The 14098-nt window shown below is 62.9% G+C and carries 12 protein-coding genes and 1 pseudogene; 12 read left to right on the top strand and 1 reads right to left on the bottom strand.

Annotated elements, in window-relative coordinates; all coding sequences use genetic code 11:
• Positions 1 to 29: 29 nt before the first annotated feature.
• The 12 genes and pseudogenes from FJ957_RS07245 (at position 30) to lpxB (ending at position 12576) form a co-directional block, all read left to right on the top strand.
• A complete protein-coding gene (locus FJ957_RS07245) occupies positions 30 to 1139 on the top strand; it encodes an aldo/keto reductase (RefSeq protein ID WP_140830062.1) in 1110 nt (369 codons plus the stop codon).
• 147 nt (positions 1140 to 1286) lie between these two features.
• Positions 1287 to 2009 (top strand): UMP kinase, encoded by a 723-nt coding sequence (gene pyrH, locus FJ957_RS07240; protein ID WP_095765617.1) that lies wholly within the window; start codon positions 1287 to 1289, stop codon positions 2007 to 2009.
• A gap of 84 nt (positions 2010 to 2093) precedes the next feature.
• Positions 2094 to 2648 (top strand): ribosome recycling factor, encoded by a 555-nt coding sequence (gene frr, locus FJ957_RS07235; RefSeq protein ID WP_140830060.1) that lies wholly within the window; start codon positions 2094 to 2096, stop codon positions 2646 to 2648.
• 18 nt (positions 2649 to 2666) lie between these two features.
• Positions 2667 to 3398, top strand: a pseudogene (locus FJ957_RS07230) (isoprenyl transferase); the annotation flags it as partial.
• A 12-nt stretch (positions 3399 to 3410) separates the two neighbouring features.
• Positions 3411 to 4226 (top strand): phosphatidate cytidylyltransferase, encoded by an 816-nt coding sequence (locus FJ957_RS07225; protein ID WP_140830056.1) that lies wholly within the window; start codon positions 3411 to 3413, stop codon positions 4224 to 4226.
• A gap of 104 nt (positions 4227 to 4330) precedes the next feature.
• A complete protein-coding gene (gene rseP, locus FJ957_RS07220) occupies positions 4331 to 5473 on the top strand; it encodes an RIP metalloprotease RseP (RefSeq protein ID WP_140830053.1) in 1143 nt (380 codons plus the stop codon).
• A 217-nt stretch (positions 5474 to 5690) separates the two neighbouring features.
• Positions 5691 to 8054 carry an outer membrane protein assembly factor BamA gene (gene bamA / locus FJ957_RS07215; protein ID WP_140830051.1) on the top strand — a complete coding sequence of 788 codons (2364 nt, stop codon included), beginning with the start codon at positions 5691 to 5693 and terminating at the stop codon, positions 8052 to 8054.
• A gap of 79 nt (positions 8055 to 8133) precedes the next feature.
• The gene (gene lpxD, locus FJ957_RS07210) at positions 8134 to 9189 is read left to right on the top strand and encodes a UDP-3-O-(3-hydroxymyristoyl)glucosamine N-acyltransferase (RefSeq protein WP_140830050.1); all 1056 of its coding nucleotides are present in this window, start codon (positions 8134 to 8136) and stop codon (positions 9187 to 9189) included.
• Positions 9182 to 9643 (top strand): 3-hydroxyacyl-ACP dehydratase FabZ, encoded by a 462-nt coding sequence (gene fabZ / locus FJ957_RS07205; protein WP_140802405.1) that lies wholly within the window; start codon positions 9182 to 9184, stop codon positions 9641 to 9643. Before lpxD ends, fabZ begins: the two co-directional genes overlap by 8 nt.
• A gap of 15 nt (positions 9644 to 9658) precedes the next feature.
• Positions 9659 to 10495: an acyl-ACP--UDP-N-acetylglucosamine O-acyltransferase gene (gene lpxA, locus FJ957_RS07200; RefSeq protein WP_140830048.1), complete on the top strand. Its 837-nt coding sequence runs from the start codon at positions 9659 to 9661 to the stop codon at positions 10493 to 10495.
• Entirely contained in the window at positions 10482 to 11399 is a 918-nt protein-coding gene (gene lpxI, locus FJ957_RS07195) for a UDP-2,3-diacylglucosamine diphosphatase LpxI (RefSeq protein ID WP_140830046.1), read from the top strand. Before lpxA ends, lpxI begins: the two co-directional genes overlap by 14 nt.
• Complete coding sequence (gene lpxB / locus FJ957_RS07190) at positions 11389 to 12576, top strand: lipid-A-disaccharide synthase (RefSeq protein WP_140830045.1); 1188 nt, start codon at positions 11389 to 11391, stop codon at positions 12574 to 12576. Before lpxI ends, lpxB begins: the two co-directional genes overlap by 11 nt.
• Positions 12577 to 12629: 53 nt before the next feature.
• Here lpxB and gltA read toward each other — a convergent pair whose 3' ends face one another.
• Positions 12630 to 13958 carry a citrate synthase gene (gene gltA, locus FJ957_RS07185; RefSeq protein ID WP_140653109.1) on the bottom strand — a complete coding sequence of 443 codons (1329 nt, stop codon included), beginning with the start codon at positions 13956 to 13958 and terminating at the stop codon, positions 12630 to 12632.
• Positions 13959 to 14098: the final 140 nt, after the last annotated feature.

Genomic DNA, 14098 nt, shown 5'->3' with positions numbered 1-14098 from the left:
TCAATCGGACCCGGATTGGAGAGACGTCCATGACAATGACCTATTACACGCTCGGCAACAGTGGCCTGAGAGCGAGCCGGCTGGCGCTGGGCACGATGACTTTCGGCACCGAATTGGGCTGGGGCGCTGACAAGGATACCGCCCGCGCCATGTTCGACGCCTATGTCGAAGCGGGCGGCAATTTCTTCGATACGGCCGACCTCTATACGGGCGGCACCGCCGAGACCTGGCTCGGCGAGTTCGTCGCCGAGCGCGGCCTGCGCGACAAGGCGGTGATCGCCACCAAATTCACCATGAGTTCGGATCCCGGCAATCCGAATGCAGGCGGCAATGGCCGCAAGAACATCTTGCGCGCCGTGGACGCCTCGCTGAAACGGCTCGGGACCGACTATATCGACCTTTATCTCCTGCATGTGTGGGACAGGCTGACGCCGGCCGAGGAAGTCCTGCGCACGCTGGACGACCTGGTGCGTGCGGGCAAGGTGCGCCACATCGGCCTGTCGAACGTGCCGGGCTGGTATGCCGGCCGGGCGCAGGTGATCGCCGAACTGCGCGGCTATGAGCCGATCTGCGCCCTGCAGCTCGAATATTCGCTGGCCCAACGCGACATCGAGCACGAATTCGTGCCCTTCGCCATGCGTCACGGCGCCGGCATCATGGTGTGGAGCCCGATGGCGAGCGGGCTGCTCAGCGGCAAATACCGTCCGACACAAGCGGGCAATGCCGGACGGCTTGACGGCTTTCGCAACACCACCCATCCGAGTTTCCAGAAATTCAGCGAACGCAACTGGGCGATCGTGGCCGAACTCGAAAAGGTGGCCGCCGAGCTCGGCCGCAGCATGGCTCAAATTGCGCTGAACTGGGTGGCGACACAGCCCGGCGTCGCCACGGTCATCCTCGGAGCGACGAAGGTCGCTCAGCTGCGGGACAATCTAGCGGCGCTGGATTTTTCTATTCCCGTTGAGCTTCGCCAGCGGCTCGATAAGGTGAGCCGCGTTCGGGCGCCGTACCCGTACTCCTATTTCGGTCCCGAGATACAGGTCAGGGTGGCCGGCGGGGGGGTGATCGGCGACAAGCCTTCCGGCTTTGCACCACCGGTGACGATCGAGGGCGAGGCCGTCAGCATCAGCAGCAGCTGACCGAAAAGCCCGGGATTTTGCACGAGGGCGCGGCGTGACATCGCCGCGCCCTTCGTGTATCGGGTCAACCCGTCATGACCGCATCGCCGGATGAAGCGGGGCGGTTTTGCCTCCAAAATTGCCGCGCCGAAATATTCGAGGAATGAGATGACGGTGAAGCCCCTCTATCGACGTGTCGTGCTGAAAGCTTCCGGCGAAGCGTTGATGGGCGAGCAGCATTTCGGCATCGATGTCTCCGTGGTCGACCGTATCGCCGCCGACATTGCCGAGGCGCGCGCGCTGGGCGTGGAAGTGGGTGTCGTCATCGGCGGCGGCAACATCTTCCGTGGTGTCGCCGTGGCCTCGAAGGGTGGCGACCGCGTCACCGGAGATCACATGGGCATGCTCGCCACTGTCATCAACTCGCTGGCGCTGCGCACCTCGCTCAACAAGATCGGCGTCGACGCCGTCGTGCTTTCGGCGATCGCCATGCCGGAACTCTGCGAGAGCTTTTCGCAGCGCCAGGCAACCGCCTATATGAACCAGGGCAAGGTCGTCATCTTCGCCGGCGGCACCGGCAATCCGTTCTTCACCACCGATTCGGCCGCGGCCCTTCGCGCCGCCGAGATCGGCGCCGATGCGCTGTTCAAGGGCACGCAGGTCGACGGGGTCTATTCGGCCGATCCCAAGAAGGACCCGAACGCGGTCCGTTTCGACCGCATCAGCCACGCGGAAGTCATCAAACGCGGGCTTGCGATCATGGATACCGCCGCGATTGCACTTGCGCGCGAAAACAACATTCCGATAATCGTCTATTCGATCCACGAAAAAGGTGGTTTCGGCGATATTCTGAGGGGCGGCGGCCATTGCACGGTCGTCGCGGACAAATAACCGAGGCCGGGATCCGTCAGACGGAACCGCGGACGGGACGACGGCACAAGCAGTGAACCCGGCGAACGGGTCGAGGAGATGATCATGAATGGCGAGTTCGAAGACCTGAAGCGACGCATGGACGGGGCGATCGCCGCCTTCAAGCACGACCTGGCCTCGCTGCGCACCGGCCGCGCGTCCAGCAACCTGCTCGACGCCGTCCAGGTCCAGGCCTACGGCACGACGATGCCGATCAACCAGGTGGCCAATGTGACGGTGCCGGAGCCGCGCATGATTTCGGTCTCGGTCTGGGACAAATCGATGGTCAGCGCCGTCGACCGCGCCATCCGCGAAGCCAATCTCGGCTTCAACCCGATCGTCGACGGCACCAATCTCAGGATTCCGCTGCCGGAACTCAACGAGCAGCGCCGCAAGGAACTGGTCAAGATTTCGCATGGCTACGCCGAGAACGCCCGCGTCGCGGCGCGCCATGTGCGGCGCGACGGCATGGATTTCTTCAAGAAGGCGGAGAAGGACGGCACCATCAGCGAGGACGATCAGCGCAAGCGCTCCGACCAGGTGCAGAAGCTGACCGACGAGACGATCAGCACCATCGATCACCTGCTTTCCGATAAGGAAGCTGAAATCATGCAGGTTTAGGGTCAGGTTTTCCGGCCCGAAAGCGAGACCATGGCAACGCCCGCGCATGTCGCGATCATCATGGATGGAAACGGACGCTGGGCCAAGGCGCGCGGCCTGCCGCGCCTTGCCGGGCACCGCGCCGGCGTCGAGGCGCTGCGCAAGACGGTCCGCGCCGCGCCCGGGCTCGGCATATCCTACCTGACCGTCTACGCCTTTTCCTCGGAGAACTGGTCGCGGCCGAAATCCGAGGTCAGCGACCTCATGGGGCTTTTGAAGCTGTTCATCCGCCGCGATCTCGCGGAACTGCATCAGAACGGCGTGCGGGTGAGGGTGATCGGCGACAAAGAGGGGCTGCAGCCCGATATCAGGGGGCTGCTGCAGGAGGCCGAATCGCTGACCGCCGGCAACGAGTCGCTGACGCTGGTGATCGCCTTCAACTATGGCGGCCGCGACGAGATCGTGCGCACTGCGCGCAAGCTGGCGGATGCCGTCGCGCGCGGCGACATGGCGAGCGACGCGATCACGGCGGAAAGTTTTGCCGCGTCGCTCGACACAAAGGGCATTCCCGATCCTGAGCTGGTGATCCGAACCAGCGGCGAGCTCAGGCTGTCGAACTTCCTTCTCTGGCAGGCTGCCTATAGCGAGCTCATCTTCCTGCCTTGCTATTGGCCGGACTTCAGCCGCGAGCATCTGGCCGACGCCTTGCGCGACTTTGCCGGGCGCGAACGACGCTTCGGCGGGCTTGCCGCCCGCGACGTCGCGCTTTAGACGCCGCCACGCATGAGCAATCTCAAGCAGCGCGTCATCTCGGCAATCGTGATGGCGGCGCTGACGCTTGCGCTCACCTGGCTCGGCGGATTGCCGTTTCGGCTGTTCTGCGCGGGAATAGCGGCGCTGATCTTCTATGAATGGACGCGCATGGCGCGCCCCGCGAGCGGGGCGGCTCTCGGCTTCCTGCCGGAAGCACTGATTCTGGTTTTCATCGGCGCGCTGATCGCCGGCGTGCCGGCTTTGTGGCTGCTCTTGCTTGTCGCGATTCTTGTGGCGGTCGCGGCCATTGCCGCCCGCGTCGGAGGGCCTGCGCCGTGGGAAGCCCCTGGACTGGCCTATGCGGCTCTTTCCGGCTTTTCGCTCGCCTATGTCCGTGACGACAGTCATTCCGGGGTGATTGCGATTCTCTTCCTGTTCGCCGTGGTCTGGGCGACCGACATTGCGGCCTATTTCGTCGGCCGCGCGGTCGGCGGCCCGAAGCTCGCGCCGTCGATCTCGCCCGGCAAGACGCAGAGCGGCGCGCTGGGCGGCGCGGCCGGCGGCGTTGTCGCCGGATTGCTGCTGGCGGTTGCGGCCGGGGCCGGCAATCTCGTCCAGCTTGGGCTTGTCGCCCTGGTGCTTTCGATCGTTTCGCAGATCGGCGATCTTTTCGAATCATGGGTCAAGCGCCGGCACGGCGCCAAGGATTCCAGCAATCTCATTCCCGGCCATGGCGGCGTCATGGACAGGGTGGACGGGCTTGTCGCGGCCGCGTTCGCGCTGTACGTCATGGGCTGGATCGCGGCGGGCGCCGAGCATCCGGCACTGGGGCTGTTTCCGAACTGAACGACGCAGCAGTAAGGCGAAAAATGGCGCGCGCCACGGATTCGCCCGGATTGATGCCACAGTCGCGGTGGAGTGTCGCGTGCGGGCGAACTTGAGGGCATGACTTGAACGACATCTTTCACGCGGTGTTCAGCACACAAGGCTTCGTCCTTGGCACGCTGGTGCCGTTCCTGTTCGTGCTGACCGTGGTCGTGTTCGTCCACGAGATGGGCCACTATCTGATCGGCCGCTGGTGCGGCATCGGCGTGAAGGCTTTTTCCATCGGCTTCGGCCCTGAGATCTTCGGTTTCTACGACCGCCGCGGCACGCGCTGGAAGCTCTGCGCCATTCCGCTTGGCGGCTACGTCAAATTCGTCGGCGACATGAACGCGACATCGAGCCAGCCGAGCACGGAAGAGCTCGAATCGCTGACGGAAGCCGAGCGCGAGGTCGCCTTCCACACGCAACCCATCTGGAAGCGCGCCGCTACCGTCGTTGCGGGGCCGCTGTTCAATTTCCTGCTGACGATCGTCGTGTTCGCGGTGCTGTTTTCGCTCTATGGCCGTCCGGTCCTGGAGCCGACAGTCGCCGAAGTCACCAAGGGCAGCCCAGCGGAAAAGGCTGGAATCCAGCCAGGCGACCGATTCGTCAAAGTCGACGGCAGCAAGGTGGAGACCTTCGCCGACGTGCAACGGCTGGTTTCGGGCCGGGCGGGCGACGCCATCGCCTTCACCATGCTGCGCGACGGCAAGGAAATCGACGTTACGGCCACGCCGGAGCCCATGGAGCAGCAGGACGCGCTGGGCAACAAGATCAAGGTCGCGGTGATCGGCGTCGTCAACAACGCCGAGCTCGGCCAGCCGCGCCTGATCTCCTATACGCCGGCCGGCGCCGTGGTGGCGGCAGTGCAGGAAACCGGGCATGTGATCGAGCGCACCGGCCAGTTCCTGCAACGTTTTGCGCTTGGACGCGAGGACAAATGCCAGCTGGGCGGTCCGATCAAGATCGCGAAAATGTCGGGTCAGGCGGCCAAGCTCGGCTTCGAGTGGCTGGTGCAGCTTGTTGCATTTCTGTCAGTCGGGATAGGATTCCTCAATCTCCTGCCGATTCCCCCTCTCGACGGCGGCCATCTCTTGTTCTACGGCGTGGAGGCCGTCATACGGCGGCCCGTTTCGGAGCGAACGATGGAGATGGCCTACCGGACCGGGCTGTTCCTGGTGCTCGGCTTCATGGGCTTCGTGTTTTGGAACGATCTGTTTGGGTGCTGAAATCATGAAGAAATTTGGCTTCAGCTCCGGTCATATTGAGATGCCGTTTACCATGCGTGGGGATATGCGTGACGCGAAAGCCACGCGATACGGTTAAGTAAATACAAATTAACCGGGAGCCTTGCGTGTAGGGAAAATCCGGTTAATACGGTAAGGGAAATACCGCACGTCCGGTTTTCTCGCCGTGGGGACTACGAGAAAAAGGTACAAAAGCCCGATGAAGGCAGCATCCAAGTTTCTGAGCGCCGCTTCCGCGGCGGCTTTGTCCGCCGCTCTGGTCGTGCCAGGCGCGCTCGCAGTGCAGTTCGCCGCCACGTCGGTGGCCGAGGCCGCGGTCATTTCGCGTGTCGAGGTCAGCGGCAACCAGCGCGTCGATGCGGAAACCATCCGCAATTACATCTCAATCAAGCCGGGCAAGCCTTTCTCCAGCTCCGATATCGACGACGCCGTCAAGGCGCTGTTCGGCACGGGCCTGTTCTCGGACGTTCAGATCAACCAGGTCGGTTCGAGCCTGGTCGTCAAGGTTTCGGAATACAAGGTCGTCAACCAGGTCCTGTTCCAGGGCAACAAGAAGCTGAAGGACAACGCGCTCCAGGCCGCCATCCAGCTGAAGCCGCGCGCGACCTTCTCGCAGCAGGCGCTCGATGCCGATGTCGAATCGGTCAAAGCCGCCTACAAGCGTATCGGCCGTGACGACGCCGCGGTGACCACGCAGATCATGGATCTCGGCGACAACCGCGTGAACGTGGTCTTCAACATCAACGAAGGCGGCCGCACCCAGATCGCGGCGATCAATTTCGTTGGCAATCACGCCTATTCCAGCCGCCGCCTGTCGGACGTCATCAACACCAAGCGCTCGTCGTGGCTCTCCTTCGTGCTGCGCGACGACGTCTATGACGAGGACAAGCTGCGCGCCGACCAGGAGTTGCTGCGCCGCTTCTACTACAATCACGGCTATGCCGACTTCCAGGTCGTCTCGGCCGTCGGCGAGCTCGACGATACCACCAACAAATACACGGTCACCATCACCGTGCAGGAAGGCGATCGCTATACGTTCGGCGACGTCAGCGTTGAAAGCACCATCCCCGAGGTCGACTCGAAGTCGCTGGAATCCGCGGTCGAGACCCGCAAGGGCGACGTCTACAATGCCAAGGACGTCGAGGATTCGATCGTCGCCTTGACCGAGAAGGTCGCGGGCTCGGGCTATGCCTTCGCCCAGGTGACGCCGCGCGGCGACCGTAATTTCGAGAACCACACCATTTCGGTCGTCTACACCATCGACCAGGGCACCAAGGCCTATGTCGAGCGCATCGAGATCCGCGGCAACGACCGTACGCGCGACTATGTCATCCGTCGCGAATTCGATGTCAGCGAAGGCGACGCCTTCAACCAGGTTCTCATCCAGCGCGCGAAGAAGCGCTTGGAAAACCTTGATTACTTCCAGTCCGTGGACATTTCGACGGTTCCGGGCTCTGCCCCTGACCAGGTCGTGCTCGTGGTCACCGTGGTCGAGAAGTCGACCGGCGAGTTCTCGGTCGGCGCCGGCTATTCGACCGGCGGCGACACGCCCGGCCCGTCCATCGAAGGTTCGATCACCGAGCGCAACTTCCTCGGCCGCGGCCAGTACATCAAGCTGTCGGCCGGCGGCGGTAAGAATTCGCGCGACTTCGCCCTTTCCTTCACCGAGCCCTACTTCCTCGGCCGGCGCATCGCGGCAGGCTTCGACATCTACAAGTCGACCCGCGAGTATGATCACTACGATACGGACACCACCGGCGCGACCGTTCGGTTTGGCCTGCCGATCACCGACAACATTTCGACGCAGCTGGCCTACAATATCTCGCAAGAGAAGTATGATTACCCAGACAATTGCTTGACCAGCGGTGTGCTAGACCCTGGGAAGTGTAATGTTTCGCCGGCAATCCAAGCTGGCATCGCGGAGAGCCCCTGGCTGAAATCATCTGTCAGTCTGGGTTTGGTGTACAATACCATCGACGATATGAAGAACCCGCATGAGGGCCTTTATATCACCGGTACGACCGAGTTCGCCGGTTTGGGTGGCGACGCCAAATGGGTCAAGTTTACGGGTCGCGCAAGCGTCTACCAGACTTTGTCCGAGCAGCTTGATATCGTCGGCCTGGTTTCCGGCGGCGCAGGCTACCTTGCGGGCTACGGCAGTGGCGATCTCCGTATCTTCGATCTCTTCCAGAGCAATGATCGCATGATCCGCGGCTTTGAGTATGGCGGCATCGGTCCCGTGGCTAGTGGAAGTAGCGGTGACCATCTCGGCGGCACGACGTATTTCAACGCCTCCGCAGAAGCCCAGTTCCCGCTTCCGGTCATTCCTGAGAGCTTCGGCCTGCGCGGCGCCGTCTTTGCGGATGCGGCCACGCTTTATGGCAACAAGCTTGTCGGTGTCGACACGGATTCGGCTGGTATGAAGCTGCGCGCCTCGGTCGGTGTCGGCCTGATGTGGGCCTCTCCGTTCGGCCCGATCCGCATCGACTATGCGATCCCGGTCAAGAAAGAGTCGACCGACAACGTGCAGGAATTCAACTTCGGTATCGCCACCCGCTTCTAATTTCGTGGTTGCGATGGTTCCGGGCCGGCTGACGGCCCGGGGGTGGACCGATCCGACCCAGCTGGATATAGCTTCTGGAATGACCGATCCGGTGTTCTTCGCGCCTTCACGCCGGTATACGGCCGGCGAGGTCGCGAATCTGACCGGTGCCAGCCTGCTCGATTCCGATCAGGCTGAAATTGCCATCGAGGCGCTGGCTCCCGCCAACGAGGGTGGCAGCGGCGCGCTCGTCTTTGTCGACGGCAAGCGCAATTTCGCCTTGATGCAGTCGCTCAGGGCAGCCGCGGTGCTGTGCCCTGCCGATTTTGCCAGCAAGGCGCCGCCGGGTATCGCCGTGCTCATGCATCCGCGTCCGCAGCAGGCTTTCGCAATGGTCGGGCGCCTGTTGTTTCCGCAGGCCGCGACTCCAGGGCCAATGACCGGAGAAATCGGCATATCGCCCCATGCGTTCATCGATCCATCCGCGCATATCGAGGGCGGGGCGATCGTAGAGGCCGGCGCCGTGATCGGTCCCGGCGTATCCATCGGCAGCGGCACGGTCGTTGCGCCCCACGCGGTTGTCGGCCGTTCCTGCCAGATCGGCCGCGACGGTTTCATCGGCCCCGGCGCCAGCATTCAATATGCGCTTGTCGGCAATCGCGTCATCATCCATGGCGGCGCGCGGATCGGCCAGGATGGTTTCGGTTTCGTCGGCGGCGCCAAAGGACCCGAACGTGTGCCGCAGATCGGCCGCGTCATCATCCAGGACGATGTCGAGATCGGCTCCAATTCGACCGTCGACCGTGGCGCGATGTCCGACACCATCATCGGCCAAGGCACCAAGATCGACAATCTGGTGCAGATCGCCCACAATGTTCGCATCGGCCGCAATTGCATTATAGCAGGGCTTTCGGGTATTTCCGGTTCCGTCGTCGTCGGCGACAACGTCACCATGGGTGGCGGTGTCGGCCTCGCCGATCATCTGACCATCGGGCCAGGGGCCAAGCTTGCCGCGAGAAGTGGATTCATGAACAACGTGCCGGCAGGCGAGATCTGGGGAGGTTACCCGGCGCAGCCCATGGCGGAAGCCATGCGCGAGATAGCGATGCTGCGCAAGATGGCCAGGACGCGCAAGCAAGGCGACGGAAATGGCTGATATGGTAGCAACGACACTCGACGCGGTCGATATCATGGGGCTTATGAAGCTCCTGCCGCATCGCTATCCATTCCTGCTGATCGATCGCATCATCGACATAGACGGCGACGAGTCCGCTGTCGGCATCAAGAACGTGACCATCAACGAGCCGCATTTCCAGGGCCATTTTCCCCAGCAGCCGGTCATGCCCGGTGTGCTCATCATCGAGGCCATGGCCCAGACCGCGGGCGCGATCTGCATTCGCAGCCTCAACACCGAGAAGCCGTCGCTGGTTTATTTCATGACCATCGACAACGCGAAATTCCGCAAGCCGGTCGTTCCGGGCGATCAGCTCAGGATCCACGTCAAAAAGATCAAGAAACGCGGCAACCTGCTGAAATTCGCCTGCGAGGCGATGGTTGACGGCGCGAAAGCCGCCGAAGCCGAGGTTTCGGCCATGATGGTTACCGGCTGACGGTTCGAAATGCTCATGAAAGTCGAGACATCCATCCATCCTTCCTCAGTCGTCGAAGAAGGAGCCCGGCTCGGCGAAGGCGTCCGCATCGGACCCTTCTGCCATATCAGCGCCGATTCGATCATCGGCGACCACGTCGAACTGGCCAGCCATGTGTCGGTGATGGGCGCCACGACCATCGGGGCCGGGACAAAGGTCTATCCAATGGCGACGCTCGGCGGGCCGCCGCAAAACACCAAGCACAAGGGCGGTCGCACCACCCTGGTCATCGGAGCGAACTGCACCATTCGTGAAGGCGTCACAATGCATGTCGGCACCGACATCAGCCGTGGCGAGACAACTGTCGGCGACAACGGCAACTTCCTCGCCTACGCCCACATCGCCCATGATTGCGTCGTCGGCAAGAACGCCACCTTCGCCAATGGCGCGACGCTCGGCGGACATTGCGAGATCGGCGACAACGTCTATATCGGCGGCCTAAGTGCGGTTCACCAATTCGTGCGCGTCGGCGACAACGCCTTTCTCGGCGGCTGCTCGGCTTTTGTCGGCGATGTCATTCCCTACGCCATTGCCGTCGGCAACCGCGCCAGCCTGCGCGGCTTGAACATCATTGGTCTCAAGCGCTCCGGTCTGCCGCGTTCCGAGATCTACCTGCTGCGCAAGGCTTATAGGACGATTTTCGATCGTTCCCGCACCGTCGGTGAGAATGTGGAACTCGCCAAGGCCGAGTTCGCCGGGTCGCCAACGGCCATGAAGATCATCGATTTCATCACCAGTCGCGACAAGCGACACTTTGCCGTCCCATCGCTCAGAGGTGGCGGCGACGATGACAGCGGCGATGACGAGGACTGAGCCCGCCGCTTCAGGGTTCCAACTCGCGCCGGGCTCGAAGGTCGGCATTATTGCCGGCGGCGGCAGCCTGCCCGTCGAAGTCGCCGATGGCCTGGTCAAGCACGGTTTTGTGCCCTTCATCATCATCGCCGCCGGTGAGGTCGACCGCGAGGCGGACTTCGCGGCCTACGATCAGGAAAAACTCGCGCTGGAAGATATCGGGCTGCTGCTTCCGTTGCTGAAGCGCCGGGGCATCACGCACCTTGTCCTGGCCGGCGAGATCAAGCGCAGGCCCCGGCTGAGCAGGATAAAGCCGACATTTGGTCTGCTGGCGATAATTCCCTCCGTGGTCAGAGCGTTGCGACGCGGCGACGACGGCCTGCTGAAGGTGTTGACCCGAGGCCTGGAAAAGCGAGGCGTCAAGGTCGTCGGCGCGCACGAAGTCGTTCCGGAACTGACGGCTGGCGAAGGTCCATTGACGGCGATCGGGCCAAACCAGTCCGACTGGCGTGACATCGAAGCCGCCCGTAAGGCGGCCAAGGCCATCGGCGCACTCGATATCGGCCAGGCTGCGATTGCGATCGGAGGCCGAGCTGTCGCGCTGGAAGGCATTGAGGGCACCGCCGGCCTGCTCGACAGAACGCGGGAATTGCGCGGCCACGGCAGGCTGGCCGGCAAGGCGCGCGGCGTGCTGGTCAAATGCGCCAAGCCGGGCCAGGAATTGCGCGCCGACTTGCCCACGATCGGCCCGCAGACCATCGAGGCTGCGCATGCGGCAGGCCTTGCCGGCATAGCCGTAGAAGCCGGCCGTTCGCTCATTCTCGAGGGCCCGGAAACGCTGGCACGCGCCAATGCGCTCGGCCTGTTCATTGTCGGCCTGCCCGCGACGCAGATGGCCAATGGGGAGCCGGCTAATGGTCTCTGACAAGCCGCTCAAGATCGCCGTCGTTGCCGGCGAGGAATCCGGCGATCTGCTCGGCGCCGACATCGTGCGGGCGCTCGAACGCACGACCGGCCGCAAGGTGCAACTCGTGGGCATCGGCGGCAGGCACTTGCAGCAGCTGGGACTGAACCCGCTCTTCGACGGTGGCGAAATCGCGCTGATGGGTTTTAGCGCGGTGCTGCGCGACCTGCCGCGGCTGATGCGCCGTATCAGCCAGACGGCGGCGATGATCGCGGCCGAGCGGCCCGATTGCCTGGTCACCATCGACAGTCCGGACTTTTCGCTGCGCGTCGCGAAGAAGGTCCGCGCAACGGCGCCGGCCATCCCGATCGTCCACTATGTCTGCCCGAGCGTATGGGCCTGGCGGCCGGGCAGGGCGGTGGCGATGAAGCCCTATGTCGATCACATCCTGTGCATCCTGCCGTTCGAGGTGAAGGCGCTTGCCCGTCTTGGCGGGCCGCCGGGCACTTATGTCGGCCACCGGCTGACGCAGGATCCGGGCATCCTCGGCGCCGCCAAGGCGCAGAGCCAGCCGCGCGACCTCGCCGAGGGCCGCGTCAAGACGGTGCTGGTGCTGCCCGGCTCGCGCCGCGGCGAAGTTCGCCGGCTGATAGAGCCCTTCGGCAAGGCGATGTCGGCGCTGCGCCAACGCGGCCACCGCCTGCGCTTGCTGTTGCCGACGGTGCCGCATGTCGCCGAACTGGTGAAGGCCTCGGTCGCGAGCTGGGACGACAAGCCGGAAATCATCACCGAGCCGGAGCGCAAATGGCAAGCCTTCGGCAAGGCCGATGCGGCGTTGATCGCGTCTGGAACGGTTTCGCTGGAACTGGCGCTCGCAGGCGTTCCGATGGTTTCCTGCTACAAGCTCGACCCGATCGCGCGCCAGATTCTGCAGCATATGGTGACGACGTGGTCGGCACTGCTGCCCAATTTGATATCCGACCGCGCGCTGGTGCCGGAATTCTACGATCAGTATGTCAGGCCGGAAAACCTGGCCCGGCAGCTGGAAGCCCTGTTTGCCGACACCGGCATGCGCGCTTGGCAAAAGGCGGGCTTTGCAGAGATCGCCCGGCGCATGACGACCGAGCGGCCCTCGGGCGAGATCGCCGCCGAAGTGGTGATGGGGTGTATCAGGAAGGCAGTAGGCAGTAGGCAGTAGGCAGTAGGCAGTAGGGGCTCTCTTTCTACTGCCTACTGCCTACTCACTATTCCCTATCTCTTAGCAATCGGCACGTAATCGCGTTCCGTGGCGCCGGTGTAGAGCTGGCGCGGGCGGCCGATCTTCTGGTGCGGATCCTCGATCATTTCCTTCCACTGCGCGATCCAGCCGACGGTGCGGGCAACGGCGAACAGCACGGTGAACATGGTGGTGGGGAAGCCCAACGCCTTTAGCGTGATGCCGGAGTAGAAGTCGACATTCGGGTAGAGCTTCTTTTCGATGAAGTAGGCGTCGGTCAGCGCGATCTTCTCCAGCTCCATGGCGATGTCGAGCAACGGATCGTCCTTGATGCCGAGTTCGCCCAGCACTTCATGCGCCGTCTTCTGCATGATCTTGGCGCGCGGATCGTAGTTCTTGTAGACGCGGTGGCCAAAGCCCATCAGCCGGAACGGATCGTTCTTGTCCTTGGCGCGTGCGATGAATTCCGGGATGTGGTCGACATGGCCGATCTCGCCCAGCATGTTGAGGGCTGCTTCGTTGGCCCCGCCATGCGCCGGACCCCACAGGCAGGCAATGCCGGCGGCGATGCAGGCGAACGGGTTGGCGCCCGAGGAGCCGGCGAGGCGGACGGTCGAGGTCGAGGCGTTCTGCTCATGGTCGGCATGCAAGATGAAGATGCGCTCCATGGCGCGCGCCAGCACCGGATTGATCTTGTATTCCTCGCACGGCACGGCAAAGCACATGTGCAGGAAGTTGGCGGCGAAGTTCAGCTCGTTCTTCGGGTAAATGAATGGCTGGCCGATGTGGTATTTGTAGGCCATCGCCGCGATCGTCGGCATCTTGGCGATCAGGCGCATCGAAGCGACCATACGCTGGTAGGGATCCGAGATGTCGGTGGAGTCGTGATAGAAGGCCGATAGCGCGCCGACCACGCCGCACATGACGGCCATCGGATGCGCGTCGCGGCGGAAGCCGGTGAAGAAGCGCGACATCTGCTCGTGCACCATCGTGTGGCGCGTCACGCGATAGTCGAAATCCTCCTTCTGCGCCTTGGTCGGGAGTTCACCGTAGAGCAGGAGGTAGCAGACCTCGAGGAAGTCGCCATGTTCGGCAAGCTGGTCGATCGGATAGCCGCGATGCAGCAGGATGCCGGCATCGCCGTCGATGAAGGTGATTGCCGACTCGCAGCTTGCCGTGGAGGTGAAGCCGGGGTCGTAGGTGAAGACGCCGGTCGTGCTGTAGAGCGCGCCGATATCGATCACGTCAGGTCCGGTCGACCCGCTTCGCACCTTGAATTCATGGGTCTTGCCGGCAAGTTCGAGCCTGGCGGTCGACTCATGCGCCTTGCCGCTCGGTTCCAGTTTTGTCGCAGCTTCGCTCATTGCAAACTCCTTTATGTTCTCATGCCGGCAAGGCAATTCCTGCAGACGACACGTCGAAATCACCGGAATGCGCGAACTTGCCATCGCATTTTAGGAGGTGCGTGCCAGATTGGGCCAAGGCCTAATGTTGCACTGCGAAA

Source organism: Mesorhizobium sp. B2-4-6 (assembly GCF_006442775.1).
GTDB lineage: Bacteria > Pseudomonadota > Alphaproteobacteria > Rhizobiales > Rhizobiaceae > Mesorhizobium.
The sequence above is the reverse complement of the archived record's forward strand: the minus strand, read 5'-3'. Positions and strand labels throughout refer to the sequence as shown.

Excerpts from the sequence above, each read along its gene's own strand:
- FJ957_RS07245 (WP_140830062.1), top strand. The coding sequence starts at position 30 with ATGACAATGACCTATTACACGCTCGGCAACAGTGGCCTGAGAGCGAGC.
- pyrH (WP_095765617.1), top strand. The coding sequence starts at position 1,287 with ATGACGGTGAAGCCCCTCTATCGACGTGTCGTGCTGAAAGCTTCCGGC.
- frr (WP_140830060.1), top strand. The coding sequence starts at position 2,094 with ATGAATGGCGAGTTCGAAGACCTGAAGCGACGCATGGACGGGGCGATC.
- FJ957_RS07225 (WP_140830056.1), top strand. The coding sequence starts at position 3,411 with ATGAGCAATCTCAAGCAGCGCGTCATCTCGGCAATCGTGATGGCGGCG.
- bamA (WP_140830051.1), top strand. The coding sequence starts at position 5,691 with ATGAAGGCAGCATCCAAGTTTCTGAGCGCCGCTTCCGCGGCGGCTTTG.
- lpxD (WP_140830050.1), top strand. The coding sequence starts at position 8,134 with ATGACCGATCCGGTGTTCTTCGCGCCTTCACGCCGGTATACGGCCGGC.
- fabZ (WP_140802405.1), top strand. The coding sequence starts at position 9,182 with ATGGCTGATATGGTAGCAACGACACTCGACGCGGTCGATATCATGGGG.
- lpxA (WP_140830048.1), top strand. The coding sequence starts at position 9,659 with ATGAAAGTCGAGACATCCATCCATCCTTCCTCAGTCGTCGAAGAAGGA.
- lpxI (WP_140830046.1), top strand. The coding sequence starts at position 10,482 with ATGACGAGGACTGAGCCCGCCGCTTCAGGGTTCCAACTCGCGCCGGGC.
- lpxB (WP_140830045.1), top strand. The coding sequence starts at position 11,389 with ATGGTCTCTGACAAGCCGCTCAAGATCGCCGTCGTTGCCGGCGAGGAA.
- gltA (WP_140653109.1), bottom strand. The coding sequence starts at position 13,958 with ATGAGCGAAGCTGCGACAAAACTGGAACCGAGCGGCAAGGCGCATGAG.